The sequence below is a fragment of the Ruegeria sp. YS9 genome (assembly GCF_024628725.1).
Taxonomy (GTDB): Bacteria; Pseudomonadota; Alphaproteobacteria; order Rhodobacterales; family Rhodobacteraceae; genus Ruegeria; species Ruegeria atlantica_C.
The window spans coordinates 2,097,090-2,122,102 of the sequence record NZ_CP102409.1 but is presented as its reverse complement, the minus strand read 5'-3'; the positions used below and the strand labels follow the sequence as shown (position 1 = coordinate 2,122,102).

24 protein-coding genes are annotated in these 25,013 nt (G+C 61.7%); 23 read left to right on the top strand and 1 reads right to left on the bottom strand.

All coding sequences use genetic code 11. The features are described 5' to 3' along the window. The first annotated feature begins 15 nt into the window (after positions 1-15). The 6 genes from NOR97_RS10755 (at position 16) to NOR97_RS10730 (ending at position 6,264) form a co-directional block, all read left to right on the top strand. Entirely contained in the window at positions 16-1,515 is a 1,500-nt protein-coding gene (locus tag NOR97_RS10755) for a UDP-N-acetylmuramoyl-L-alanyl-D-glutamate--2,6-diaminopimelate ligase (protein ID WP_257599088.1), read from the top strand. Beyond that, positions 1,512-2,906: a UDP-N-acetylmuramoyl-tripeptide--D-alanyl-D-alanine ligase gene (murF, locus tag NOR97_RS10750; protein ID WP_257599087.1), complete on the top strand. Its 1,395-nt coding sequence runs from the start codon at positions 1,512-1,514 to the stop codon at positions 2,904-2,906. Before NOR97_RS10755 ends, murF begins: the two co-directional genes overlap by 4 nt. A gap of 36 nt (positions 2,907-2,942) precedes the next feature. After that, positions 2,943-4,025, top strand: a complete 1,083-nt coding sequence (gene mraY, locus NOR97_RS10745; protein WP_152458667.1) for a phospho-N-acetylmuramoyl-pentapeptide-transferase — start codon at positions 2,943-2,945, stop codon at positions 4,023-4,025. A gap of 85 nt (positions 4,026-4,110) precedes the next feature. Next, on the top strand, positions 4,111-4,380 hold the full coding sequence (locus NOR97_RS10740; protein ID WP_257599086.1) for a hypothetical protein: 270 nt from the start codon (positions 4,111-4,113) through the stop codon (positions 4,378-4,380). A 3-nt stretch (positions 4,381-4,383) separates the two neighbouring features. Further along, positions 4,384-5,784: a UDP-N-acetylmuramoyl-L-alanine--D-glutamate ligase gene (gene murD / locus NOR97_RS10735; RefSeq protein ID WP_257599085.1), complete on the top strand. Its 1,401-nt coding sequence runs from the start codon at positions 4,384-4,386 to the stop codon at positions 5,782-5,784. Positions 5,785-5,889: 105 nt separating this feature from the next. After that, positions 5,890-6,264: a glycine zipper family protein gene (locus NOR97_RS10730; RefSeq protein WP_245217959.1), complete on the top strand. Its 375-nt coding sequence runs from the start codon at positions 5,890-5,892 to the stop codon at positions 6,262-6,264. Here NOR97_RS10730 and NOR97_RS10725 read toward each other — a convergent pair. Beyond that, on the bottom strand, positions 6,261-7,442 hold the full coding sequence (locus NOR97_RS10725; protein WP_257599084.1) for an NAD(P)/FAD-dependent oxidoreductase: 1,182 nt from the start codon (positions 7,440-7,442) through the stop codon (positions 6,261-6,263). The two genes, NOR97_RS10730 and NOR97_RS10725, sit on opposite strands and share 4 nt — an antisense overlap. Positions 7,443-7,633: 191 nt before the next feature. On the opposite strand from NOR97_RS10725, the gene NOR97_RS10720 reads away from it, so the two are divergent. The 17 genes from NOR97_RS10720 (at position 7,634) to NOR97_RS10640 (ending at position 25,013) form a co-directional block, all read left to right on the top strand. Continuing rightward, positions 7,634-7,969 carry a cupin domain-containing protein gene (locus NOR97_RS10720; protein ID WP_170343711.1) on the top strand — a complete coding sequence of 112 codons (336 nt, stop codon included), beginning with the start codon at positions 7,634-7,636 and terminating at the stop codon, positions 7,967-7,969. Positions 7,970-8,198: 229 nt separating this feature from the next. Continuing rightward, positions 8,199-9,362 (top strand): putative lipid II flippase FtsW, encoded by a 1,164-nt coding sequence (gene ftsW, locus NOR97_RS10715; RefSeq protein ID WP_170343712.1) that lies wholly within the window; start codon positions 8,199-8,201, stop codon positions 9,360-9,362. Further along, the gene (locus tag NOR97_RS10710; protein WP_257599083.1) at positions 9,362-10,459 is read left to right on the top strand and encodes a UDP-N-acetylglucosamine--N-acetylmuramyl-(pentapeptide) pyrophosphoryl-undecaprenol N-acetylglucosamine transferase; all 1,098 of its coding nucleotides are present in this window, start codon (positions 9,362-9,364) and stop codon (positions 10,457-10,459) included. The genes ftsW and NOR97_RS10710 overlap by 1 nt, the downstream gene beginning before the upstream one ends. After that, complete coding sequence (gene murC / locus NOR97_RS10705) at positions 10,456-11,865, top strand: UDP-N-acetylmuramate--L-alanine ligase (protein ID WP_257599082.1); 1,410 nt, start codon at positions 10,456-10,458, stop codon at positions 11,863-11,865. The genes NOR97_RS10710 and murC overlap by 4 nt, the downstream gene beginning before the upstream one ends. A 76-nt stretch (positions 11,866-11,941) precedes the next feature. Further along, on the top strand, positions 11,942-12,190 hold the full coding sequence (locus tag NOR97_RS10700; RefSeq protein ID WP_170343715.1) for a DUF2484 family protein: 249 nt from the start codon (positions 11,942-11,944) through the stop codon (positions 12,188-12,190). Then, the gene (locus tag NOR97_RS10695) at positions 12,187-12,453 is read left to right on the top strand and encodes a DUF2484 family protein (RefSeq protein ID WP_170343716.1); all 267 of its coding nucleotides are present in this window, start codon (positions 12,187-12,189) and stop codon (positions 12,451-12,453) included. The genes NOR97_RS10700 and NOR97_RS10695 overlap by 4 nt, the downstream gene beginning before the upstream one ends. 24 nt (positions 12,454-12,477) lie before the next feature. Continuing rightward, positions 12,478-12,771 (top strand): hypothetical protein, encoded by a 294-nt coding sequence (locus NOR97_RS10690; protein ID WP_257599081.1) that lies wholly within the window; start codon positions 12,478-12,480, stop codon positions 12,769-12,771. Beyond that, positions 12,768-13,694, top strand: coding sequence for a UDP-N-acetylmuramate dehydrogenase (gene murB, locus NOR97_RS10685; RefSeq protein WP_257599080.1), 927 nt, complete (start codon positions 12,768-12,770; stop codon positions 13,692-13,694). The genes NOR97_RS10690 and murB overlap by 4 nt, the downstream gene beginning before the upstream one ends. Positions 13,695-13,796: 102 nt before the next feature. Continuing rightward, on the top strand, positions 13,797-14,720 hold the full coding sequence (locus tag NOR97_RS10680; protein WP_257599079.1) for a D-alanine--D-alanine ligase: 924 nt from the start codon (positions 13,797-13,799) through the stop codon (positions 14,718-14,720). Next, positions 14,708-15,715 (top strand): cell division protein FtsQ/DivIB, encoded by a 1,008-nt coding sequence (locus NOR97_RS10675; protein WP_257599078.1) that lies wholly within the window; start codon positions 14,708-14,710, stop codon positions 15,713-15,715. Before NOR97_RS10680 ends, NOR97_RS10675 begins: the two co-directional genes overlap by 13 nt. An 8-nt stretch (positions 15,716-15,723) precedes the next feature. Next, entirely contained in the window at positions 15,724-17,058 is a 1,335-nt protein-coding gene (gene ftsA, locus NOR97_RS10670; RefSeq protein ID WP_170344711.1) for a cell division protein FtsA, read from the top strand. Beyond that, positions 17,045-17,464, top strand: coding sequence for a hypothetical protein (locus NOR97_RS10665; protein WP_257599077.1), 420 nt, complete (start codon positions 17,045-17,047; stop codon positions 17,462-17,464). The genes ftsA and NOR97_RS10665 overlap by 14 nt, the downstream gene beginning before the upstream one ends. Before the next feature lie 348 nt (positions 17,465-17,812). Further along, the gene (gene ftsZ, locus NOR97_RS10660) at positions 17,813-19,417 is read left to right on the top strand and encodes a cell division protein FtsZ (protein ID WP_257599076.1); all 1,605 of its coding nucleotides are present in this window, start codon (positions 17,813-17,815) and stop codon (positions 19,415-19,417) included. Between the two features lie 213 nt (positions 19,418-19,630). Continuing rightward, positions 19,631-20,551, top strand: a complete 921-nt coding sequence (lpxC, locus tag NOR97_RS10655; RefSeq protein WP_170343723.1) for a UDP-3-O-acyl-N-acetylglucosamine deacetylase — start codon at positions 19,631-19,633, stop codon at positions 20,549-20,551. 126 nt (positions 20,552-20,677) lie between these two features. Continuing rightward, positions 20,678-21,541: an outer membrane protein assembly factor BamD gene (locus NOR97_RS10650; protein ID WP_170343724.1), complete on the top strand. Its 864-nt coding sequence runs from the start codon at positions 20,678-20,680 to the stop codon at positions 21,539-21,541. 36 nt (positions 21,542-21,577) lie between these two features. Continuing rightward, positions 21,578-23,227: a DNA repair protein RecN gene (gene recN / locus NOR97_RS10645; protein WP_257599075.1), complete on the top strand. Its 1,650-nt coding sequence runs from the start codon at positions 21,578-21,580 to the stop codon at positions 23,225-23,227. 100 nt (positions 23,228-23,327) lie between these two features. Further along, entirely contained in the window at positions 23,328-25,013 is a 1,686-nt protein-coding gene (locus NOR97_RS10640; RefSeq protein ID WP_170343726.1) for a chloride channel protein, read from the top strand.

Below are 25,013 nucleotides of genomic sequence, written 5' to 3'. Positions count from 1 at the left end.
GGCAAGAGGTGGGTCATGGGCACAAGGACGAAGAAACTCAGCCAGCTGGCCCTGACCGCAAGAGAGGGCGCAAACCCGGATATCACTGGTCTGGCCGTTGACAGCCGCGAGGTGAAAGACGGCTTTCTGTTTGCCGCGCTGCCCGGTTCCCGCGTTCATGGCGGAGAGTTCATCCAGTTTGCCCTGCGCATGGGGGCCGCTGCGATTCTGACCGATGCCAAAGGGGCAGAGATCGCCGAGGCCGAACTGGCAGCCTCGGACGCAGCGCTGGTCGTGGTGGAAGACCCGCGTCAGGCGCTGGCCGGTGCCGCGGCGCTGTGGTTCGGGGCGCAGCCGCAAACCATCGTGGCCGTCACGGGAACGAATGGCAAAACGTCTGTTTCCACCTTTGTCCAGCAGATCTGGACCGAGCTTGGCCATGCCGCCATCAACCTCGGCACCACCGGGGTCGAGGGTGCCTGGACAGCGCCGCTGGCCCATACCACGCCCGAGCCGATCACCTTGCACCGCTGTCTGGCCGAGGCGGCCGAGAACGGCGTGACCCATGCCGCAATGGAGGCGTCGTCCCACGGCCTTGAACAGCGCCGTCTTGATGGCGTTCATCTGACCGCCGCCGGCTTCTCGAACTTCACGCAGGATCATCTGGATTACCACGAAACCTTCGAGGCTTATTTCAACGCAAAGGCTGGTCTGTTCGACCGGGTTTTGCCGCAGGACGGAACAGCTGTCGTCAACCTGAGCGACCCTAAAGGGGCTCAGATCAGGCGGATTGCCGAGGCACGTGGTCAGTCGGTGCTGACGGTCGGGCTGGGCGATGCTGACCTGTGCATGATCAACCAACGGTTCGACGCCACGGGGCAAGACCTGCGCTTTGCGTGGCAGGGCCGAACGTTCCAGACCCGCCTGAACCTGATCGGCGGGTTTCAGGCCGAAAACATCCTGCTGGCCTGTGGGCTGGTGATCGCAGCCGGGGACGGCCCCGAACGCGTTTTTGAAACTCTGCCCCACCTGACGACGGTTCGCGGGCGGATGCAACTGGCCGCCACGCGTGACAATGGCGCGACGGTGTTCGTGGATTATGCCCACACGCCTGACGCTGTCGCCACAGCACTCAAGGCGCTGCGCCCGCATGTGATGGGCCGTCTGATTGCCATTGTTGGCGCGGGCGGGGATCGCGACGCCACCAAGCGCCCGTTGATGGGCAAGGCGGCAGCCAACCACGCAGATGTGGTCTTTGTCACCGACGACAACCCGCGCAGCGAAGATCCTGCTGTCATCCGTGCGGCCGTGATGGCGGGCGCTTCAGAGGCCGCCGGCGACGCCAGCGTGACCGAAGTCGGCGATCGCGCCGAGGCCATCCTGCGCGGCATCGATGCGCTGCAACCGGGCGACGCTCTGCTGATTGCCGGAAAGGGCCATGAATCCGGACAGATCGTGGGGGATCAGGTTCTGCCCTTCGACGATGTGGAACAGGCCAGCATTTCCGTGGCAGCACTGGACGGGAGGGTCGCATGACGCTCTGGACAGCATCCGATGCGGCCAAAGCGACGGGCGGTCAGGCGACGACCGACTGGGCGGCAAATGGTGTCTCCATCGACACCCGCACCCTTCAGCCCGGCGATCTGTTCGTGGCGCTGAAAGCGGCGCGGGACGGGCATGATTTCGTAGCTCAGGCGTTGGAAAAAGGGGCTGGTGCCGCGCTGGTTTCCCGTGTTCCGGACGATGTACCAGACGGGGCTCCTCTGCTGATCGTCCAGGACGTACAGGCAGGTCTTGAAGCGTTGGGGCAGGCGGCACGGGCCCGAACGGATGCGCGCGTGGTCGGCGTGACGGGCAGCGTGGGTAAAACGTCGACCAAGGAGATGCTGGCGACAATCCTGGAAACGCAAGGGAAAACCCACGCCAGCGTCGCCAGTTACAACAACCATTGGGGCGTGCCCCTGACCCTTGCGCGGATGCCCCGCGACACCGAATTTGCGGTGATCGAGATCGGCATGAATCACCCCGGTGAAATTGCCCCGCTGGCCAAACAGGCCCGCCCGCATGTGGCGCTGGTGACGACCGTGGCGGCGGTGCATCTGGAAGCCTTCGAGTCGGTGGCCGGCATTGCCCATGAAAAAGCGGCGATCTTCGAAGGGCTCGAACCCGGCGGGGCCGCGATCGTCAACGCAGATATCGACCACGCGGACATCCTGCGCCAAACCGCGCTGGAGCAGGGGGCAGGGATTGTCGATTTTGGGCGCAGCGCGGCGGATTACCGGCTGACCGATGTTCGACCCGAGTCCAACGCAGTGAAGGCCAGGGCACTGGTCGGTGATCAGGTGATCCAATTCAAGGTGAACTCCGCCGGCACGCATTTCGCGATGAACGCGCTTGGCGCTTTGGCGGCCTGCGTCGAATTGGGGGTCGATCTGGATCAGGCCATCGCGGGCCTGCCTGCGTGGTCACCCGTCAAGGGGCGCGGGGTACGTGAAAGCTTGCCATTGTCAGGGGGTGGGCAGATCGAGCTTTTGGATGACAGCTACAACGCCAACCCGACCTCGATGGAGGCTGCGCTGGATGTCTTGGCCGCCTCCAAAGGCACCCGCCGCATAGCGTTTCTGGGTGACATGAAGGAACTGGGCGCCCAGGAAGAGGCCATGCATGCCGCCATGGCAGATATCAAGGCGATGGCGCATGTGGATCAGGTTCATTGCATCGGGCCGTTGATGCAGGCGATGCACCACGCGCTGCCAGAAAAGAAACGTGGACTCTGGTTCGCAACCAGCGCCGAAATGGCCGAACATCTGCCTGCGTTGATCCGGGATGGCGACACGGTGCTCGCCAAGGGCTCGCTCAGCATGGCGTTGGCCGCGATTGTTGACGGTCTGCGCAAAATGGGGCAAGGGGGCGCGCTTGACGGGTGAACTTGCCCGCGCGCCTCGTGTGAGAAAGGTATTGTCATGCTGTACTGGTTGACCGCTCTGTCGGACGGAGGGGATTTCTGGAACCTCTTCCGGTATATCACCTTCCGTGCAGGCGGTGCCTTCATGACTGCGCTGATCTTTGGGTTCATCTTCGGAAAACCCCTGATCAACGTGCTGCGCAAGAAACAGGGCAAGGGCCAGCCAATCCGTGACGACGGCCCCGAAGGGCATTTTTCCAAGGCAGGCACACCTACGATGGGCGGGTTGCTGATTGTCGGCGCTCTGGTCACGTCAACCCTTGTCTGGGCGCGGTTGGACAACCCTTATGTCTGGATGGTTCTTTTTGTGACCTTGTCATATGCGGCCATCGGGTTTGCGGACGACTATGCCAAGGTTTCAAAACAGAACACGCAAGGGGTTTCGGGCCGGATGCGTCTGGCGTTGGGCGTGATCATCGCCGTGCTGGCCTCGCTTTGGGCGACCTTGCACCATCCCGAAGCCTTGCAGAACCAACTGGCCGTACCCGTCTTCAAGGACACGCTGGTCAATCTGGGCATCTTCTATATCCCCTTTGCGATTGTCGTGATCGTGGGGGCCGCCAATGCGGTGAACCTGACCGACGGTCTGGACGGGCTGGCCATCATGCCGGCGATGATCGCGGCCTCGACCCTGGGCGTGATCGCCTATGCGGTGGGTCGGGTCGACTTCACCGAATATCTCGATGTGCATTACGTCCCCGGTACCGGTGAGATCTTCATCTTCACCTCCGCGCTGTTCGGAGCCGGCCTCGGGTTTCTCTGGTACAACGCCCCCCCGGCGGCAGTGTTCATGGGCGACACCGGCTCGCTGGCCCTGGGCGGCGCATTGGGTGCCATCGCCGTGGCCACCAAGCACGAGCTGGTTCTGGCCGTGGTCGGCGGCCTGTTCGTGGTCGAGGCGCTGAGCGTGATCATTCAGGTCCTCTATTTCAAACGCACGGGCAAGAGGGTCTTCCTGATGGCCCCGATCCATCACCACTATGAGAAAAAAGGCTGGGCCGAGCCGACCATCGTGATCCGCTTCTGGATCATCTCGCTGATCCTGGCGATGATCGGTCTGGCGACGCTGAAGGTAAGATAAAGGAATACAAACGATGCATTTTGACTTCACAGACTCGAGCACAAACTCAGGCCGAGTTGCAAATTTCGCTCGAGGATTTGGGGGAATGCTGGGGTTCGGCATAGCAACGCTTTGGTTTGCTGAAAAATTTGCCTTTTCTTTGTATGGTGCGGCTTGTGCGTTTGGCGCTTTTATTTGTTTTTCCGGGTTTCTTTTGAGCCTTGCCTATACTTATGATTCCGGTCTGAAAGTTTTGAGCAAAGGCAAGAGCTTAGAGCTGCAATTCGTGAACTACATGGGGTGGAGGTCGCTCGCGGTAGTAGTGTTTACTATTATTTCCATAGCAATCGTACTCGTCAGGTACTTCGGTGACTAACAAATGATCCCGGTCAAAGGCTTTACAGGACAGAGAGTAGCTGTTCTGGGGCTGGGCCGATCCGGCTTGGCCACTGCGCGCGCCCTGAGTGCGGGCGGGGCCGAGCCAGTGTGCTGGGATGACAACCCGGCCGCCCGTGAAACCGCCGAAGGCGAGGGCTTCTTTTGCGCCGACCTGCGCAAGCATGGGGCATTTGACGACATTGCCTCGCTGATCGTCTCACCGGGCATTCCGCATCTCTATCCTGAACCGAACCCCGTGGTGGCGGCAGCCCTGGATGCAGGCGTGCCTGTGGACAATGACATCGGCCTGTTCTTCCGCTCCTTCGCGGGGGCGGAATGGAACGGTTACGACACGCCGCCGCGCGTGATTGCGGTGACGGGATCGAACGGGAAATCGACCACGGCGGCGTTGATCCACCACATTCTGACCGAGGCCGGGCGCGAGGCGCAGTTGGCGGGCAATATCGGGCGCGGTGTTCTGGATATCGATCCGGGCGGAGATGGTTCGGTCGTGGTGCTGGAGCTTTCCAGCTATCAGACGGAACTGGCCCGCGCTCTGACCCCCGATGTGGCGGTGTTCACCAACCTGTCGCCCGATCATCTGGACCGCCACGGCGGCATGGGTGGATATTTCGCGGCCAAACGGCGCCTCTTTTCCGAAGGCGGCCCCGACCGCGCGATCATTGGCGTCGACGAAACCGAAGGTGCGTTTTTGGCCGGGCAACTGGCCGAAGGGCCATCGGATGACCGGGTGATCCGTGTCTCGGTGGCGCGGAAGCTGACCGGGCCGGGCTGGCAGGTCTTTGCGCGCAAAGGGTTCCTGTCGGAATACCGCAAGGGGCGGCAGGCGGGGTCTATCGACCTGCGCGCCATCAAGGGCCTGCCCGGTGCGCATAATCACCAGAATGCCTGCGCGGCCTACGCCGCCTGCCGGTCGCTGGGCCTTGCCCCGCGCGTGATCGAGGATGCGCTGCATTCCTATCCGGGTCTGCCGCATCGCAGCCAGATCATCGCCGAGGCCGATGGGGTTACCTACGTCAACGACTCCAAGGCGACCAATGTCGACAGCGCCGTGAAGGCATTGACCGCGTTCAAAAAAATCCGATGGATTTGCGGCGGTCTTGAGAAAGAGGGCGGCATATCAGCCCTGAACACGGCGACGGGCGAGGTCATCAAGGCGTATGTGATCGGACGCGAAGCGGCCGGTTTTGCGATGCAGCTTGAAGCAGACGCGCAGGTCTGCACCACGATGGAGGCCGCCGTGGCACAAGCCATGGAGGATGCCGAGGCCGGTGAAACGGTGCTGTTGGCACCGGCCGCCGCCAGTTTCGACCAATATGACAATTTCGAACAGCGCGGCGATGACTTTGCAGCGCAAGTCAGGCTCAGGCTGACGGAATAGCCATTTGCAATAGATCGCCGGCTGGGCCAAGCTTGGATGCTATCAGCTTGACGCGGCATCACTATTGGTTTTGCCTGCCTCCAGATTCAACACGAGGTTATGACTATGCCATTTCGTAGACTTTCTCTGATCCTGCCTGCCATTCTTGTTGCGGGGGCCTGTACCAATACGGGTGCCAACTATCAGCCCATTGTCGACGGCCCGGTCGGTCCGAACTACAACGTGGACCTGCAACAATGCCAACAACTGGCGGCATCGCAGAGCAGCGTTGATGGCTCTACCGCAGGGAACGCGGCAATTGGCGCAGCGGGTGCCGCGGCCGTTACCGGGATCGTTCAGGACAGCAGCGACAATCTTGGTCGCGCGGCTGTGGCAGGTGCCCTGGTAGGTGCTGGCGCAGACGTCATCAACAAAAACCAGAACAAGGAAGTGATCGTGCGCAACTGCATGCGTGGGCGCGGGTACAACGTCGTAGGCTAACGCCCTGCGGCAATTGCAACACCTGCGGCATGGCCTGACGACCATGCCCACTGGAAGTTGTAGCCGCCCAACCAGCCGGTGACATCCACCGCTTCACCAATCGCATAGAGGCCGGGGACATCCCTGGCCTCCATCGTTTTCGAGGACAAGTCATCCGTGTCGATCCCGCCCAAGGTGACTTCGGCGGTGCGATACCCTTCGGTTCCCGACGGCACCAGTTGCCACGCGGACAAGGCCGCGGTCAGTTCGGCCAGTTTCGCGTCCGACTGATCCGCCAGCTTCCCGGACATCGGAATGATCCGGCACAGGTGATCGACCAGCCGGGCCGGCAGATGCCGCGCCAGTTCAGTGGTCAGCGCCTTGCGCCCTGCGCTTTGCCGCTGTGTGCGCAACAGATCAAGCAGAGGCAGATCGGCGATCAGGTTCACCCGGATCGGCTCACCTTCGCGCCAGTAAGACGACAATTGCAACACTGACGGTCCGCTGAGGCCGCGATGGGTGAACAGCAGCGCCTCGTCGAAGCTGGCGCGATCATTCGACAGTCGCACGGGCAGTGAAACACCGGACAGGTCCTTGAACCGCCCGTCCGAGAAGGTGAACGGCACCAGCGCCGCCCGCGTCTCGGTCATCCGCAACCCGAACTGGCGCGCGATGTCATAGGCCAGCCCGGTAGCGCCCATCTTGGGAATCGATTTCCCGCCCGTTGCCAGCACCAGATTGGTGCAGGTCAGATGCTGCCTTTGCCCGTCACGCTCCACCTCCAGTGCAAAGCCGCTTTCGGTCTTGCGCAGATCACGCAGCGAGGTTTGAACCCATAGCTCTGCTCCTGCACCGCTCATTTCATCCAGCAACATCCGGATGATCTGTTTCGAAGAGCCATCGCAGAACAGCTGGCCCAGGGTTTTTTCATGCCAGGCGATGTTGTGACGTCCGACCAGATCGACGAAATCCCATTGCGTGTACCGTGCAAGGGCGGATTTGCAGAAATGCGGGTTCTGCGACAGGAAATTGCCCGGCGCGGCATGCATGTTGGTGAAATTGCAGCGCCCGCCACCCGAGATGCGGATTTTCTCGCCGGGTGCCCTGGCGTGATCAATCACCAGCACGCGCCCGCCGCAATGGGCCGCACACATCATGCCGGCAGCCCCGGCCCCAAGGATGATTGTGTCGTAGGTCATGGGCGGGGGATGGCGTGGATTAATCGGGATGGCAAGGCCTCATGCCGAAGTAGTGCATGAGACGCACTGCCCGCGCATTCCCGGATTTGAGGTCAACCGACATGCCGATTGCCAGATGTTCAGCGCGCTGTCATGCTGCGGCTTTAACGCAAAGAGGCTTTGACAAAACAAGCTGACAAAAGGAATTTCCAATGCAGTTTCCCGAATTTATTTCGTCATTTCCAAAACTGGATGTGCCTTTTCCTGAAGACGTGGTGCAGACGGCCGTCATTCGATCAGATGCAGGGCTGGTCGCTTTCTTCACTTTCCTCAAGGACATGGAGCTTCCCCTGCATTCGCATGGTGCCCAATGGGGGACAGTGGTCGAGGGGGAAATTGAACTCACGATCGGTGGCCAGACACGCATCTACCGCCCCGGCGACAGCTACTCGATCCCAAGCGGAGTGGAGCACGGAGGGACCATCAAGGCGGGATCTCGTGTCATCGATGTTTTTGAAGAGCCCGACCGGTATCCGATCAAAGGTTAGCGCAATGTGCAACGCCTTGTAGGTTTCATCACACGCCGCTCGACCAAGTGGCGCGGCTGACATTGCGATATCAAAGGTCAGCCAGATGCAGAAGGGGGACACCTTGGGCATGGCAGGTTGATTTCTGCCTTATTGCTTCATTCTGCTAGCCCAAAAACAAAAATCCCTGTAAAGTCTCAAACAGACCCCGAAAACGGGGCGTTGACGAGGCAGAGAGTGGCGGTATCTCATGACTGAGATGGTGTATGGCGCGGTCCAGGACCAGCGCGGCGAACCGATTCTACCGAAATGGTGGCGTACAATCGATCGCTGGACGATGTCCTGCGTTCTGATCCTGTTTGCCATCGGTCTGTTGCTGGGGCTGGCGTCTTCGCCTCCGCTGGCCGGGCGAAACGGGTTCGATCCGTTCCATTATGTCGAACGTCAGGCCATCTTCGGCGGATTGGCGCTGATTGCGATGCTGCTGACCTCGATGATGTCGCCGACGCTGGTGCGGCGGCTGGCGGTGCTGGGCTTTCTGGGGGCATTCGTGGCGCTGGTTTTCCTGCCCGTGTTCGGAACTGATTTTGGCAAGGGCGCGGTGCGCTGGTACTCGCTGGGGTTTGCCTCGCTTCAACCGTCCGAGTTTCTGAAACCCGGCTTCGTCGTCGTCGCTGCATGGCTGCTGGCTGCCTCACAAGAGATAAACGGCCCGCCGGGGCGGATCTGGTCGTTTGCCCTGTGCATGGCGATAGTCGGCATGCTGGTGATGCAGCCTGATTTCGGCCAGGCCTGCCTGATCCTGTTCGGCTGGGGGGTGATGTACTTTGTCGCCGGGGCGCCGATGCTGCTGCTGGTCGGAATGGCCGGGTTTGTTGTTCTGGGCGGTATGTTCGCCTATTCCAATTCTGAACATTTTGCCCGTCGTATCGATGGCTTTCTGAATCAAGAGGTCGATCCGACCACGCAGCTGGGCTATGCCACCAACGCCATTCGTGAAGGTGGTTTGTTCGGTGTCGGTGTGGGTGAGGGGCAGGTGAAATGGTCTCTGCCGGATGCGCATACCGATTTCATCATTGCCGTCGCGGCCGAGGAATACGGTCTGATTCTGGTGCTCATCATCATCGCGCTTTATTCGTTGATCGTGGTACGCTCGCTGCTGCGCCTGATGCGGGAACGCGACATGTTCATCCGTCTGGCGGGCACCGGTCTGGCGTGCATGTTCGGCGTGCAGGCGATGATCAACATGGGTGTTGCGGTACGTCTGCTGCCCGCGAAGGGGATGACGCTGCCTTTTGTCAGCTATGGCGGCTCATCGCTGATTGCAGGCGGTATTGCGGTCGGAATGCTGCTGGCCTTCACCCGTAACCGCCCACAGGGCGAACTTGGCGATATTCTGCGCGGACGAGGATAATGGGGACACCATACCTGTTGATTGCGGCTGGTGGGACCGGGGGCCACATGTTCCCCGCTCAGGCGCTGGCCGAGGCGATGCTGAACAAGGGCTGGCGTGTGCGGCTGTCTACCGATCCGCGCGGCGCCCGTTATACCGGAGGTTTCCCGCATTCGACCGAGATTGTCGAGGCGTCCTCGGCCACTTTCGCGCGTGGCGGTCTGGCGGCCAAGGCCATGGCCGGCCCCAAGATCGCCGGCGGCGTGGCTGGCATGGTATTCCAGATGATGCGGGACAAGCCCGATGTTGTTGTCGGCTTCGGCGGGTATCCTTCGATCCCGGCGCTGAGCGCGGCGACCATGCTCAAAGTCCCGCGCATGATCCACGAACAGAACGGGGTGCTGGGGCGTGTGAACCAGGTGTTCGCCACCCGCGTCGCGCAGGTGGCCTGCGGTGTCTGGCCCACGGATCTGCCCGAAGGCGCACATGGCATCCACACTGGCAACCCGGTCCGGTCCGCCGTTCTGGACCGCGCCGCAGCCGGTTACATTCCGCCCGGTGATTACCCGATGTCGGTCCTTGTCATGGGCGGGTCGCAAGGCGCCCGCATCCTCAGCGATGTTGTGCCCGGAGCCATCGCCGCACTGCCCGAAGACATCCGCAATCACATCCGCGTCTCGCATCAGGCGCGGGACGAGGACGGCGAGCGCGTCACAGCCTTCTACAACGAACACGGCATCCGCGCCGATGTGCAGCCCTTCTTCGATGATGTCCCCCGTCGCATGTCGGATGCCCAGCTGGTGATCTCACGGTCTGGCGCGTCCAGCGTTGCCGATATCTCGGTCATCGGGCGCCCGTCGATCCTGATCCCCTTTGCCGCCGCCGCCGGAGATCATCAGACGGCGAACGCACGTGGGTTGGTACAGGCGGGCGGGGCCATCATGATCCCGGAAAAGGCACTTGACGTTCCTGCGCTGACACAGCAAATCACCACGGTTCTCACGAACCCCGAAGCCGCACAGAAAATGGCCCATGCCGCCTTGTCCGTCGGGGCACCTGACGCCACCGAGCGTCTGACGGCCCTCGTCGAGCAATTGGCGCAGAAGGAGACCACATGAACTCAGCAACCAAACTGCCGCAGGACGTAGGGCCGATTCACTTTGTGGGGATCGGCGGGATCGGGATGTCAGGTATCGCCGAGGTGCTGCTCAATCTGGGGTACCGGGTGCAGGGTTCGGACCTCAAGGCATCGAAGATCACGGATCGGCTGGCAAGTCTGGGGGCCGAGATCTTTGTCGGTCAACGCGCCGAAAACCTTGAAAACGCGGCCGTTGTGGTTGTTTCGACCGCGATCAAACCGGGCAATCCGGAACTGGACGAAGCGCGGGCACAGGGCCTGCCTGTTGTCCGCCGGGCTGACATGCTGGCCGAACTGATGCGGCTGAAATCCAACATCGCCATTGCCGGGACCCACGGCAAGACCACCACGACCACCATGATGGCCGAACTGATGGTGGCAGGGGATTTCGACCCGACCGTGATCAATGGCGGCATCATCCATGCCTACGGCTCGAACGCCCGGATGGGGCAGGGCGAATGGATGGTGGTCGAGGCCGACGAATCCGACGGCTCGTTCAACCGCCTGCCCGCGACCATCGCCATCGTCACCAATATCGACCCCGAGCATATGGAGCATTGGGGCGATTTCGACAAGCTGCGCGCGGGCTTCCATGAATTCGTCTCGAACATCCCCTTCTACGGGCTGGCCGTGTGCTGCACCGACCATGCCGAGGTGCAGGCTCTGGTGGGCCGCATCACCGACCGCCGCGTGCGCACTTATGGCTTCAACGCGCAGGCCGACGTGCGGGCCGAGAACCTGACCTACAAGGGCGGTGTCGCGCATTTTGATATCCACCTGCAATACGAAGACAAGGTGATCGAAGGCTGCACCCTGCCGATGCCCGGAGACCATAATGTCTCGAACGCGCTGTCCGCCGTGGCCGTTGCCCGCCATCTGGGCATGAAAGCCTCGGAAATCCGCGACGCGCTGGCCAATTTCGGTGGCGTCAACCGTCGCTTCACCAAGGTCGGAGAAGTCGACGGCGTCACCATCATCGACGATTACGGCCACCACCCGGTCGAAATTGCCGCTGTTCTGAAAGCCGCGCGCCAGGCGACCGAAGGCCGCGTGATCGCCGTGCACCAACCGCACCGCTATTCGCGCCTGTCCAACCTGTTCGACGATTTCTGCACCTGTTTCAACGACGCCGATGTCGTGGCCATTGCCGACATTTTTGCCGCCGGCGAAGACCCGATCGAAGGCGCATCGCGGGATGATCTGGTGCAGGGCCTGATCCGTCACGGCCACCGCCACGCCCGCGCGCTGCTGGACGAGGCCGATCTGGAACGGCTCGTGCTGGAACAGGCCCGCCCGGGCGATATGGTTGTCTGTCTCGGGGCTGGCACGATCAGCGCCTGGGCCAACGGCCTGCCCGAGAGACTGCAACGAAAACAAGCTGTTTGACGCCCCTTCTGTTTGGCGCACAACCTGAAAGTGTGGTAACCTGCCCGCAACCGTCGCATACCCTCGGAGGGGACAAGTGGACTATTCGATGATCCTTGCCGCCCTTTGGGTGATCTGCGCCACGATCGTGGCGTTCTTGCCGATGCGAATGCAGTTTCCGCCGGGCGTGACCCTGCTGATCTGCGCTCCGGTTCTGATCGTCTGGCTGGGTTATGACCACGGTTGGTTCTGGTCCGTTTTTGCCTTTGGCGGTTTCGTTTCGATGTTCCGCAACCCGATCCGGTTCTATTGGCGGAAATGGGTGCGAGGGGAGGTCATGGAATGAACTGGTCCATCGCCCTTGCCGGTCTGTGGGGCGTTTCCGCGAATCTGCTGGCAATGATCCCGAGCAAAGACAACCATTGGACGCGCGCCTATATCCTGATCGCCGTGGGCATTCCGATTCTGGGGTATGTCACCTATCAGAACGGCCCGTGGATCGGCTTGCTGGTGCTGGCCATGGGGATGTCCGTGCTGCGCTGGCCCGTCATTTATCTGACCCGTTGGACAAAGACGAAAATGCAGGGCATGAAGGCGGCTGACAAATAACCGGCCAGTTTCAGGAGATCCGCCATGGCGTCGGTCGCTACATTTGCCTATCTGCCGCTTCTTTCCTTCCTTCTCGGGGCCACTGCCGGTTTCACGGCGGGCCGCTGGTTGGGCCTGCGCGGCCTGTTATGGCTGATCGGTCTGGCCTCGGCCGTCGGCTTGGCGTTGATCGTGGTGCTGGCCGGTATCGGAACCGGCGAAGAAGAACAGGCGTTCGGCCCGCTGGTCTGGCTGACCGCCGGCGTTCTTCCCTTTCTGTTCGCCGCGATCATGGGCGGTGTGGGCGGACGCAGCCTGGCGGTGCGTGCTGACGCATGACAACGTTTCCCGTTCCGAAAGGCCGCCTGTCTCGCGCGCGGCCTCTCTCTGACCTCACTTGGCTTCGCGTTGGCGGCCCGGCCGATTACCTGTTCCAGCCTGCCGATATCGAAGACCTGCAAGCGTTCCTGCGGGAGCTGCCCGCAGAAACCCCGATCTTTCCGATCGGTGTCGGTTCGAACCTGATTGTTCGGGATGGGGGTCTGCGGGCCGTGGTGATCCGGCTGGGGCGCGGGTTCAACACGATCTCGGTCGAGGGCAACACTGTCACCGCAGGAGCTGCGGCGCTGGATGCGCATGTGGCGCGCAAGGCGGCTGACGCGGGCGTAGACCTGACCTTTCTGCGTACCATTCCCGGCTCGATCGGCGGTGCGGTGTGCATGAATGCGGGCTGTTATGGCAGTTACACGGCGGACGTGTTGCGCAAGGCCACCATTGTCACCCGGCAAGGGGATCTTGTGGACCTGACGCCCGAAGACTTGAACTTTCGCTATCGCCAGACGGACCTGCCGGAAGGCGCGGTGCTGATTTCGGCTGTGTTCGAGGGCCCTTCGGGCAATCCCCAAGACCTCCATGCCCGGATGGCGGCACAGTTGAAAAAACGCGACGAAACCCAGCCCACCAAGGACCGCAGCGCGGGGTCGACCTTCCGCAATCCAGCCGGGTTTTCCTCGACCGGACAGGCGGATGACGTGCATGATCTCAAGGCGTGGAAGGTGATCGACGATGCGGGGATGCGCGGTGCGACGCTTGGCGGCGCGCAGATGAGCCCGAAACACTCGAATTTCCTGATCAATACCGGTTCAGCCACCGCTGCCGACCTCGAAGGCCTTGGCGAAGAGGTGCGAAAAAAGGTTTACGAAACAAGCGGCATCACGCTAGAGTGGGAAATCATGCGGGTCGGAGATCCGCTGAAAGAATAAAGCCCGGACCGTCAGACCAAAACAGGCAAAATCAGGCGACGGATCAAAGGCATAAACGCAGTACGGACCACCATATAAGGTCCGGGGACATTGAGGCACACGTTGGGTATGTCGAGCAGGACAAACCCCAAAGTGGCGGTATTGATGGGTGGCCCCTCGGCGGAACGCGAGGTGTCTCTCAGCTCTGGGCGCGAATGCGCAGCCGCCCTTGTGGGAGAAGGCTTTGAAGTGGTCGAACTGGACGCAGGTCCCGACCTCTGCGCGCGCCTTGCGGACATCAAGCCGGATGTGGTTTTCAACGCCCTGCATGGCCGCTGGGGCGAAGATGGCTGTGTGCAGGGCCTGCTGGAATGGATGCGCATTCCCTACACGCATTCCGGGGTGTTGGCCTCGGCGCTGGCAATGGACAAACAACGCAGCAAGGACGTCTATCAGGCCGAAGGTCTGCCTGTCGTTCCAAGCGTGATCGTTCCCAGGCTTGAGGTGGTCGAAGCCCACGTGATGGAGCCGCCCTATGTGGCCAAGCCAAACAACGAAGGCTCCAGCGTCGGGATTTACATCGTCCACGAAAATGCCAATGGCCCGCCGCAGCTGTCCGAAGACATGCCTGATCAGATCATGGTCGAGAAATATGTCGCGGGGCGCGAACTGACCGTAACGGTGATGGGCGACCGCGCCCTGACCGTGACCGAGATCATGACCGATGGCGGTTGGTATGACTACGATGCCAAATACAAACCCGGCGGGTCATGGCACGTTCTGCCTGCCGATGTGCCACCGGACATCTTTGATCGCTGCATGGATTATGCCGTGCGCGCGCATGTTGCCTTGGGGTGCAGAGGCGTCAGCCGCACCGATTTCCGCTGGGATGACCGCTTGGGTGCCGATGGGCTGTTCCTGCTTGAGACGAACACCCAGCCCGGCATGACGCCCACATCTCTGGCCCCGGAGCAGGCCGCCCATCTGGACATGACATTCGGCCAGCTTTGCGCCTGGATGGTGGAGGACGCCTCATGCGACCGCTGACCGCCAGCCGCGCGTTGGAAATCCATCGAACCAAACCTGTTGCAGGGCCGGATGCGGATTTCGCTTCGGCCGACACTGAATCGCACGAGGCCGAACCGCTTCTGCGCCTGCGTGGCGCGCGGGTGTTTTCCCGCACGGCCCGTCGCAGCGACCCGGCGCCGTCGCGCCTCAGCTACCGGCTCCAGCGTTGGATGCTGACACCTGGCATTCGCCTTGGTGTCAAGGTCGGCCTGCCGATCTGCGCCATCGCTGCCGCAGTTGGCATCTTCTTTGCCTCGCAGGACCGTCGCGACGCACTGGCCGCTTACATCGCCGATGTGCGCACTTCGATTCAGGAGCGCCCCGAATTCATGGTCAACCTGATGGCCATCGATGGGGCGGGAACCGGCCTGTCCGAGGATATCCGCGAAATTGTGCCACTGGATTTCCCGATCAGTTCCTGGGATCTGGATGTTGAACAGATCCGCGACACGATAACCGGGCTGGACCCGGTAAAATCCGCAACCGTCAGAATCCGCCCCGGAGGCATCCTGCAAGTCGATGTCGTCGAGCGTCAGCCAGTAATTGTCTGGCGAACGCATGACGGGCTCGAACTGCTCGATGAGACAGGCGCGCATGTCAAGGAAGCCACTTCTCGCAAGGACCACGCCGATCTGCCGCTGATCGCGGGGGCGGGCGCCAACGATCACGTGGGTGAAGCGCTGGAACTTCTTCAGACCTCGCGCAGCCTGGGCAATCGCGTGCGCGGCTTGGTGCGCGTGGGAGAGCGACGCTGGGATCTGGTGCTGGACCGTGGTCAGCGCATCATGCTGCCGACCGAACGGCCGGTGCGGGCGCTGGAACGCGTGCTTGCCGTGAACGAGGTGCAGGACCTTCTGGAACGTGACGTGGCCGTGGTCGACATGCGCCTCGGGCAGCGTCCGACCATCCGAATGACCAAAGCCGCCAGCGAAGACTGGTGGAACACAAAAGTGACAGTGAGTAACGGGCAGTAACGACCATGATGACCGATCTTTATCAGTCCCAACGCGCCATGCGTCAGATGCGGCGGCAGGCTTTGCAACGCGGTGTGATTGCGATTCTGGATGTGGGCAGTTCGAAAATCGCCTGTCTTGTGCTGCGCTTTGACGGAACAGGTCGGCTGAGCGAAGACAACACCATCGGCTCCATGGCGGGGCAGACGGGCTTTCGCGTCATCGGCGCCGCGACCACCCGGTCGCGGGGCGTCCAGTTCGGCGAAGTCACCGCCATGCAGGAAACCGAGCGTGCCATCCGCACCGCGCTTCAGGCCGCACAGAAGATGGCCGATATCCGCGTCGACCATGTGATCGCCTGTTTCTCGGGTGCGAACCCGCGCTCTTACGGGTTGGATGCACAAGTCGATCTGGACGGTCAGATCGTGACCGAGGCCGAAGTGGGCCGCGTTCTGAACGCCTGCGACGTGCCGGATTATGGCGACGGGCGCGAAGTGCTGCACGCTCAACCGGTGAATTTCGCGCTCGACAACCGTTCGGGCCTGATCGACCCGCGCGGGCAGATGGGTCAGAGCCTTGCGGTCGACATGCATATGCTGACCGTGGATTCGTCAGCGATCCAGAACATCGTGCGCTGTATCAAGCGCTGCGATCTTGAACTCGCGGGTATTGCCAACTCGGCCTATGTCTCGGGCATCTCGGCTCTGGTCGAAGACGAGCAGGAACTGGGCGCGGCCTGTATCGACATGGGCGGCGGCACCACAAGCGTTTCGATCTTCATGAAGAAGCACATGATCTATGCCGATTGCGTGCGCATGGGCGGCGATCACGTGACCGCCGATATCTCGATGGGTCTGGGTGTGCCTGCCGCCGTGGCGGAACGGATCAAGACATTCAATGGTGGCGTTCATGCCACCGGCGCCGACGACAGGGATATGATTGATATCGGTGGTGACACCGGCGACTGGGAGCACGACCGCCGCACCGTCAGCCGCGCCGAGCTGATCGGCATCATGCGCCCGCGTGTCGAGGAAATTCTTGAAGAGGTCCGCGTCCGGCTTGACGCCGCCGGGTTTGAACATATGCCAAGCCAGCAGATCGTACTGACCGGCGGTGGCAGCCAGATCATGGGGCTGGACGGGCTGGCCACCCGCATTCTGGGCCAGCGCGTGCGCCTTGGCCGTCCCTTGCGCGTGCATGGGCTGCCACAGTCAGCCACCGGGCCCGGGTTTTCATCCGCTGTCGGCCTCAGCCTGTTTGCGGCCCATCCACAGGACGAATGGTGGGATTTTGAAATCCCGGTCGACACCTACGCCGCGCGCCCGTTCAAGCGCGCCGTGCGGTGGTTCCGTGACAATTGGTAGGCACCTGCGCGGGGTTGCGCTGGGCGCGGCCCTGCTGCCGTGCTGGGCATCGGCCCAGACCATGATCACGCCCGAGGCGTTTCTGGATGCGGCTGTCGGCAAAACCCTCACGTTCTATGAAATTCGCAGCGGCGGTCTGGTCGGAACGGAACAGTTCCTGAACCGAAGTGTCTCGGTTTGGCGCGAAGAGGGGCAGGGCTGTGTCTACGGGCAGATCACGACGCCTAACGGTCAGTTGTGTTTTCTGTACGACAATGATCCGGACGGCATTCCGGTCTGCTGGTGGCCGTTTTTGCACGAAGGCCGCCTTTTGGTGCGGCTTGCCTCTTTCGTCGATGGGGAAATCCAGGAAGTGCGCTCCATGACCGAGCGCGGCCTGAACTGCCCAGGTGCTCCGCTCAGCTAAAGAAACCGGTTGCAGCATGTCGATTTATCCCTCAAGATATCCACAAGGCCCGAAAGAGGCCTCGCGGCAGGACCTGAGCAGTTTTCCGCAGTGTAGATGACAGTTGATCAGAGCGCGATGAACGAATGTGTCCTCGCGTTCATGCCGGTTGTCTAGTGATGGTCGCCGTTGTTTCCGCTATATCTGGCATGACCTGCGAAATGCCGCCGGTTTCTGCCTTATTTCCTCCATATTTTGTGGGAAAACGCGATTTTTGACGTGACCTTTTGGCATCAGGCCGCTAGAATCGACCAAGGATAGGTAAGAAAAACACCGCTTTGGCGGGACATAAATACAGGCGGACAGAGCATGACATTGAATCTTTCGATGCCCGGGCACGACGAACTGAAGCCTCGGATTACAGTATTTGGCGTTGGCGGTGCAGGCGGGAACGCCGTCAACAACATGATTGAAAAGCAGTTGGACGGCGTTGATTTCGTGGTCGCCAACACCGACGCGCAGGCGCTGCAACAAAGCCAGTCTTCGGCGCGGGTGCAACTGGGCGTGAAGGTCACCGAAGGTCTGGGGGCAGGGGCCCGCCCGACCGTCGGCGCGGCCGCCGCCGAGGAAAGCATCGAACAGATCGTGGACCACCTTGCCGGCGCGCATATGTGCTTCATCACCGCCGGTATGGGCGGCGGTACCGGAACGGGCGCCGCTCCGATCATTGCGCAGGCCGCTCGTGAGTTGGGTGTTCTGACCGTCGGTGTCGTCACCAAGCCCTTCCAGTTCGAAGGCGCCAAGCGGATGCGTCAGGCCGAAGACGGCGTTGAGGCATTGCAGCAGGTTGTCGACACGCTGATCATCATCCCGAACCAGAACCTGTTCCGCCTGGCCAATGAAAAGACCACCTTTACCGAGGCGTTCTCGATGGCTGACGACGTTCTGTATCAGGGCGTCAAAGGCGTGACCGACCTGATGGTGCGCCCCGGCCTGATCAACCTCGACTTTGCCGACGTTCGCGCCGTGATGGACGAGATGGGCAAGGCGATGATGGGTACCGGCGAGGCAACAGGTGAAGACCGCGCCATCCAGGCGGCGGAGAAGGCTATTGCAAACCCGCTGTTGGACGAAATCAGCCTCAAGGGCGCCAAGGGCGTGCTGATCAACATCACCGGGTCGCACGACCTGACCCTGTTCGAACTGGACGAAGCCGCAAACCGCATCCGCGAGGAAGTGGACCCCGAGGCCAATATCATCGTCGGCTCGACGCTGGATACCGCCATGGAAGGCGGAATGCGCGTGTCGGTTGTCGCGACCGGCATCGACGCCAGCGAAAAAACGACCGAAGTCCCGGTCGCGCGCCGTTCGATGTCAGAACCGCTGACCCGCACGGTTTCGGCTGAAGAGCATATTCAGGAAGAAACCCGGGTAGTTGCCGACGCAGCAGAGCCCGCCCCGCAGCCGGAAGAAAACCGCGAACCTTCGCTGTTCGAAGCCGCTGAAGAGCCGGCGCAACCGCAATTCCAGCCGCGCGACGAGCGTGACGATGACGGCTTGCCGCCACCCGCTTATCAGCCGCGTGTGGCCGAGTTCGAACCGCAGCCCGAGCATGTTGAGCCAGCGCCCGAGGCATTCGTGGCGCCGCGCGGACATGCTGCCGGCACCCCGTCGCCCGAAGCATTGCAGCGTTTGCAGGCCGCTGTGCAGAAGGTTCCGTCGGCGCAGCAGCGTCCGGCAGCGCCCCGCCAACCCGAAGCGGTTTCGCAGCCGGAACCCGAGGAGCGGTCGCGTTTCGGCTTCAATCGTCTGATCGATCGGATGACCGGTCATGCCTCGGATACACCGGCCCAACCGCCGCGGCAGCAGCCCGTTTTGCGACAGTCCGAGGCTACCGCGCCGATTCAGGAGGAGGCCGATCCGGATCAGGACCGTATCGAAATTCCGGCCTTCCTGCGCCGTCAAGCCAACTGATCGCGGTAACAAAATCCACTCAAGGGGCTGCCATTTGGCGGCCCTTAATCGTTTATTAACAGTATGTTGCAGGCATGTAAGCAGGGTTTTGCCGATCTGTTACATACATGTTTCAATCGGTTGCAAAGAGTGAGTTGAGCCTTGACGCGGGCTTCCTTAACTGGGTGTCCAACACGGCCCATGCAGGCTGGACACCACTCACCGAGGCCCATTTTGCAACATACGCTCAAATCTCCGGTCACGTTTACAGGCGTCGGGCTGCACAGCGGCAAGCCGGCGACCATGGTCCTGAAACCGGCGGCAGCGGGTCACGGCATCTGGTTCAAGCGGACGGATATTCAACTGGGCGATGCGATGATTCCGGCGCTCTACCATGTGGTCGAACGGACCCCGCTTTGTACGCGACTGGTGAATGATGCCGGCGTTTCGGTTTCTACCGTCGAACATATCATGGCTGCTCTTGCCGGGTGTGGCGTGCACAACGCGCTCATCGAGATCGACGGTCCCGAAGTTCCGATCATGGACGGGTCCTCGATTGACTTCGTGCGTGGCATCATGGCCAGGGGCGTGCGCCGTCAGGCCAGCCCGGTATTGGCCTATGAGGTTCTGAAAACCGTCACCGCATCCCGTGAAGGGGCCAGCGCCAGCATAGCACCCGCTGACGGGCTGATCATCGACTTCCACATCGATTTCGAAGACAGTGCCATCGGCAGCCAGAGCAAGACGCTGGACATGCGCAATGGTTCCTTCGCGCGCGAACTCAGCGATTGTCGCACGTTCTGCCGTCGCACGGATGTCGAGGCGATGCGCCGAAACGGGTTGGCTTTGGGTGGCACGCTTGAAAATGCCGTGGTCGTTCAGGGCGTCGAAGTTCTGACACCGGGCGGTTTCCGCCGGGTCGACGAGGCGGTGCGCCACAAGATGCTGGACGCCCTGGGTGATCTCTATCTGGCTGGTGGGCCGATCTTGGGTCACTTCACCGGAAACAAGTCGGGTCATTCGCTGACCAACACATTGCTGCGCAACCTGTTCGAAACGCCGGGCGCCGTGCGTCCGGTACTGTGCACGCCTGAACAGGCCGCGCGCCTGCCGGGGCAGGGGCTTGTCGTCAACGAAATCCCCGAAGTGGCCTGATCAGATCAACTCTGACGACATTTGCACCAGAAGTCGCATAAGGCGTTTTGCACCGGAATTTTCTGTGCTAGACCATGGCTCAAATCGGGGCAAACCCCATTAAGCAAGACGACAAGGATGGGCGGTATGGTTGGCAGCAAAGCGGCAGTCAGATTCGCGGGTGCGATTCTTCTGGCAGCAGTTTTGACGGCATGCGGCAACGCCGGCGGCCTTTTTGGTCGCAAGGGCGCGGACCGTGAACAGAACCTGGAAGGGTTTACGCCGGAACAGATATATACCCGTGGTGAATACGAACTGTCGCAGAATCGCTCGGACGACGCGGCGTGGTATTTCTCGGAAGTCGAACGTCTGTATCCGTATTCCGACTGGGCCAAGCGTGCGCTGATCATGCAGGCGTTTTCGTTCCATTCGGACCAGAATTACGAAGAAAGCCGCGCGGCGGCGCAGCGTTATATCGACTTCTATCCGACGGATGAAGATGCGGCTTATGCGCAGTATCTGCTGGCGCTCAGCTATTACGACCAGATTGACGAAGTCGGGCGCGACCAGGGCCTGACCTTCCAGGCGCTGCAATCTCTGCGGACCGTGATCGAGGTCTATCCAGACAGCGAATACGCCACATCGGCGGTTCTGAAATTCGATCTGGCCTTCGACCATCTGGCGGGCAAGGAAATGGAGATCGGGCGCTATTACCTGCGTCAGGATCACTATATCGCAGCCATCAACCGGTTCCGTGTTGTGGTCGAAGACTTTCAGACCACATCCCACACCGCAGAGGCACTGTATCGTCTGGTCGAGGCCTATCTGTCGCTTGGCCTGCTGGACGAGGCGCAGACCGCAGGTGCCATTCTTGGTTACAACTACCAGTCCTCGGAATGGTATGACGATGCGTACAAACTGTTGACCTCTCGCGGGCTTGATCTCAAGAGCCGCGGTAACAACTGGCTCAGCACGATTTATCGTCAGACCATCAAAGGTGAATGGTTGTAATCGCGATGGCCTCGGGTCCGGGACGCTGAAGACCTCATGCTGCGCGCCCTTGATATCCGCGATATGCTGATCATCGACCGGCTGGAACTGGGCTTTCAGCCGGGCTTGAACGCCTTGACCGGCGAAACCGGTGCGGGCAAATCGATTTTATTGGACTCACTGGGCTTCGTGCTTGGCTGGCGCGGTCGGGCCGAACTGGTGCGGCAGGGTGCCGCGCAGGGTGAGGTCGTCGCCGAGTTCGAGCTTTCTGCCGATCATCCCGCACATGCGGTTTTGGCCGAAGCCGGTTTGCCGGGGGGGCAAGAACTGATCCTGCGCCGGGTAAATACTGCCGAGGGGCGCAAGACCGCCTGGGTCAATGATCGCCGGTGCTCGGGTGAGGTGCTGCGGGCGCTGTCCGAGACCCTGATAGAACTGCACGGACAGCATGATGACCGCGGTTTGCTGAATCCGCGTGGTCATCGGGCGATGCTGGACGAATTTGCACAGGTCTCGGAGCAGCTGACAAACGTGCGAACCGCCTGGGCCGCGATGTCCCGTACCCGCAAGGCGCTGGCCGAGACCGAGGCCGCTCTGGCTGCCGTCCGCAGCGAGGAAGAATTCCTGCGCCACGCGGTCGCCGAGCTTGACCAGCTTGACCCGCAACCCGGTGAGGATGCCGAACTGGATGCCCGCCGCCGCATGATGCAAGGGGCCGAGCGGATTCGCGACGATGTTGCGCGAGCCTTTGCCCTGTTGTCCGGGGACGGGGCGGAAGGGGCCATGTCCGACGCCATCCGCTGGCTGGAAGGCGTCTCGGACAATGCGGGCGGCCAGTTGGAAGAACCGATAGCAGCGCTCGGGCGCGCGATGATCGAATTGGGCGAGGCGCAGGATGGCGTGAATGCCTGCCTTCAGGCGCTGGACTTCAATCCGGCAGAATTGGAACAGGCCGAGGAACGCCTGTTTGCCATCCGGGCGCAGGCCCGCAAACATGACGTGGCCCCGGATGATCTGGGTTCGTTTGCCGACACTCTGCGTGACCGGTTGAACCGGTTGGAGGCAGGAGATGCCGACCTGGAAGACAGGCGAGCAGCCGTAGAAGCGGCGCAACAGGCCTATGACGCCGCCGCCGCCGACCTCAGCGCCGCGCGCAAGGCGGCCGCCGGGCGGCTTGACGCGGCCGTCATGGCGGAACTGGCCCCGCTCAAGATGGAACGTGCCGTGTTTCAGACCGAAATTACCCCGGCTGAACCCGGCCCCGAGGGCACCGACGCGGTGGCCTTTACCGTGGCCACCAACCCCGGTGCGCCGGCGGGGCCGTTGAACAAGATCGCCTCGGGGGGTGAACTCAGCCGCTTCCTGCTGGCCCTCAAGGTCTGCCTGTCTGGCGACGACGGTGCCCGGACGATGATCTTTGACGAGATCGATCGCGGTGTCGGTGGGGCAACCGCTGATGCGGTCGGGCGCAGGCTGGCGTCGCTGGCGCAGGGCGGGCAGGTTCTGGTTGTCACCCATTCCCCGCAAGTCGCCGCACGGGCGGCGCATCACTGGCGGGTGCAGAAACAGGTCACCAACGGGCAAACCCTGTCCACCGTCATTCCTCTGGCCGAACCGGATCGGGTGGACGAGATCGCGCGCATGGTGGCCGGCGATACCATCACCGAAGAAGCCCGTGCCGCCGCCCGGGCTTTGTTGCAGGCCTGATGGGGAGATGGCGTGAATTGGTGCTCACACTGTCGCTATCTCACTTTTATATGGACGCTCCGTGGCTTACTAAGGGTTAAGTGATGATCCCCGAGGGCCAATGACCCAATCGACCCGCACCGTTCTGCGCAACCAGTTCAATCAGGCTCTGGCCGCGATCAAGGATGCGTGGCGGGTCATGCTGCGCCGGGGGCCAAGCCAGATCCAGTTCTGGTTCATCGCGCTGGCCATAGGGATCGCGGCGGGTTTCATGGCGCTTGGCTTCCGCAAGGCGATCCGTGCGTTGCAGGCCTATCTTTACGATACCGATGACATCCTGCTGCTGCACAGCCACGCCGAGAAACTGCCTTGGTTCATGGTTCTGATCATTCCCATCATCGGCGGTTTGATCGTCGGTGTGATCCTGAACCGGTTCACCAATGACGGCCGCGTCCGGTCGGTTGCCGACGTGATCGAAGGTTCGGCCATCACTGACGGGCGGGTCGAGGTCAAGGCGGGCATCGCGTCGTTTTTCGCCTCGCTGATCACGCTCAGTTCGGGCGGGTCAACGGGGCGCGAAGGCCCGGTGGTGCATATGGCCGGGGTCATCTCCACATGGGTCAGCAACCGCATACATGCGGATGGGATCACGGGCCGTGACCTGCTGGGCTGCGCCGTCGCTGCGGCCGTGTCGGCCAGCTTCAACGCCCCCATTGCCGGGGCATTGTTCGCGCTCGAGGTCGTGCTGCGCCACTTCGCCGTTCACGCCTTTGCACCCATCGTCATCGCCTCGGTCGCGGGAACGGTGATCAACCGGCTGGAATATGGCGACGTTACCGAGTTCACGCTCGAGACGCCGGGATCGCTGCAATTCTATGTCGAACTTCCGGCCTTCCTGATCTTGGGCCTGATCTGCGGACTTGTCGCGTTGCTGCTGATGCGGTCGATCTTCTTTGCCGAGGATATCGGCAGCCATATCCAGAACCGTCTGTCAATTCCGGGCTGGCTGCGCCCTGCGGTGTCCGGGGCGATGCTGGGGCTGATGGCGATCTGGTTTCCGCATATCATCGGCGTGGGGTACGAGACGACGATTCGCGCCCTGACCGGTGATCTGGTGCTGACCACGGCCATCCTGTTTGCGGTGACCAAAACGGTTGCGGTGGCGATTACCATGGGCGGGCGCATGGGTGGCGGTGTTTTCTCGCCTTCTCTGATGGTCGGCGCGCTGACCGGGCTGGCCTTCGGGCTTATCGCCACCGGGTTGCTGCCGGATGTGTCGGGCACGCACACGCTTTATGCCTTTGCCGGTATGGGTGCCGTGGCTGCGGCGGTGCTTGGGGCGCCCATCTCGACCACTCTGATCGTTTTTGAACTGACCGGCGACTGGCAGATCGGTCTTGCGGTTATGGTCAGTGTGTCCATGTCCACTGCGCTGGCCTCGCGCCTGGTGGACAGGTCGTTCTTCCTGACCCAGCTGGAACGACGCGATGTCCACCTGGCTGCGGGGCCGCAGGCGTATCTGCTGGCAATGCTTCGCGCCGGGGCCGTGATGCGCCCGCTTGGGGATCCGCGGTCGATCACGAAGGAAGAGGCACAGGGGCTGATCGACCAGGGCCTGTGCATTCAGGCCAGCGCCACGCTGGAAGCCGCCATGCCCTACTTTGATCGTGACGACATCCCCTGCATTCCGGTTATCATTCTGGAAAAAGACGGATCCGAAACACCGGTTGGCGCGCTCTATCACGTCGATGCTCTCAAGGCGTATAACAGGGCGCTTGCGGCCACGGCTGCCGAAGAGCATTCCTGA

What these genes read in the sequence shown, in the direction of transcription:
- murC (WP_257599082.1), top strand. Translation starts at nt 10,456, where the DNA reads ATGAACTCAGCAACCAAACTGCCGCAGGACGTAGGGCCGATTCACTTT.
- recN (WP_257599075.1), top strand. Translation starts at nt 21,578, where the DNA reads ATGCTGCGCGCCCTTGATATCCGCGATATGCTGATCATCGACCGGCTG.
- NOR97_RS10650 (WP_170343724.1), top strand. Translation starts at nt 20,678, where the DNA reads ATGGTTGGCAGCAAAGCGGCAGTCAGATTCGCGGGTGCGATTCTTCTG.
- NOR97_RS10690 (WP_257599081.1), top strand. Translation starts at nt 12,478, where the DNA reads ATGGCGTCGGTCGCTACATTTGCCTATCTGCCGCTTCTTTCCTTCCTT.
- mraY (WP_152458667.1), top strand. Translation starts at nt 2,943, where the DNA reads ATGCTGTACTGGTTGACCGCTCTGTCGGACGGAGGGGATTTCTGGAAC.
- NOR97_RS10740 (WP_257599086.1), top strand. Translation starts at nt 4,111, where the DNA reads ATGCTGGGGTTCGGCATAGCAACGCTTTGGTTTGCTGAAAAATTTGCC.
- NOR97_RS10675 (WP_257599078.1), top strand. Translation starts at nt 14,708, where the DNA reads ATGCGACCGCTGACCGCCAGCCGCGCGTTGGAAATCCATCGAACCAAA.
- NOR97_RS10725 (WP_257599084.1), bottom strand. Translation starts at nt 7,442, where the DNA reads ATGACCTACGACACAATCATCCTTGGGGCCGGGGCTGCCGGCATGATG.
- ftsZ (WP_257599076.1), top strand. Translation starts at nt 17,813, where the DNA reads ATGACATTGAATCTTTCGATGCCCGGGCACGACGAACTGAAGCCTCGG.
- ftsW (WP_170343712.1), top strand. Translation starts at nt 8,199, where the DNA reads ATGACTGAGATGGTGTATGGCGCGGTCCAGGACCAGCGCGGCGAACCG.
- NOR97_RS10710 (WP_257599083.1), top strand. Translation starts at nt 9,362, where the DNA reads ATGGGGACACCATACCTGTTGATTGCGGCTGGTGGGACCGGGGGCCAC.
- NOR97_RS10720 (WP_170343711.1), top strand. Translation starts at nt 7,634, where the DNA reads ATGCAGTTTCCCGAATTTATTTCGTCATTTCCAAAACTGGATGTGCCT.
- NOR97_RS10640 (WP_170343726.1), top strand. Translation starts at nt 23,328, where the DNA reads ATGACCCAATCGACCCGCACCGTTCTGCGCAACCAGTTCAATCAGGCT.
- NOR97_RS10695 (WP_170343716.1), top strand. Translation starts at nt 12,187, where the DNA reads ATGAACTGGTCCATCGCCCTTGCCGGTCTGTGGGGCGTTTCCGCGAAT.
- murD (WP_257599085.1), top strand. Translation starts at nt 4,384, where the DNA reads ATGATCCCGGTCAAAGGCTTTACAGGACAGAGAGTAGCTGTTCTGGGG.
- murF (WP_257599087.1), top strand. Translation starts at nt 1,512, where the DNA reads ATGACGCTCTGGACAGCATCCGATGCGGCCAAAGCGACGGGCGGTCAG.
- NOR97_RS10730 (WP_245217959.1), top strand. Translation starts at nt 5,890, where the DNA reads ATGCCATTTCGTAGACTTTCTCTGATCCTGCCTGCCATTCTTGTTGCG.
- murB (WP_257599080.1), top strand. Translation starts at nt 12,768, where the DNA reads ATGACAACGTTTCCCGTTCCGAAAGGCCGCCTGTCTCGCGCGCGGCCT.
- NOR97_RS10755 (WP_257599088.1), top strand. Translation starts at nt 16, where the DNA reads ATGGGCACAAGGACGAAGAAACTCAGCCAGCTGGCCCTGACCGCAAGA.
- ftsA (WP_170344711.1), top strand. Translation starts at nt 15,724, where the DNA reads ATGACCGATCTTTATCAGTCCCAACGCGCCATGCGTCAGATGCGGCGG.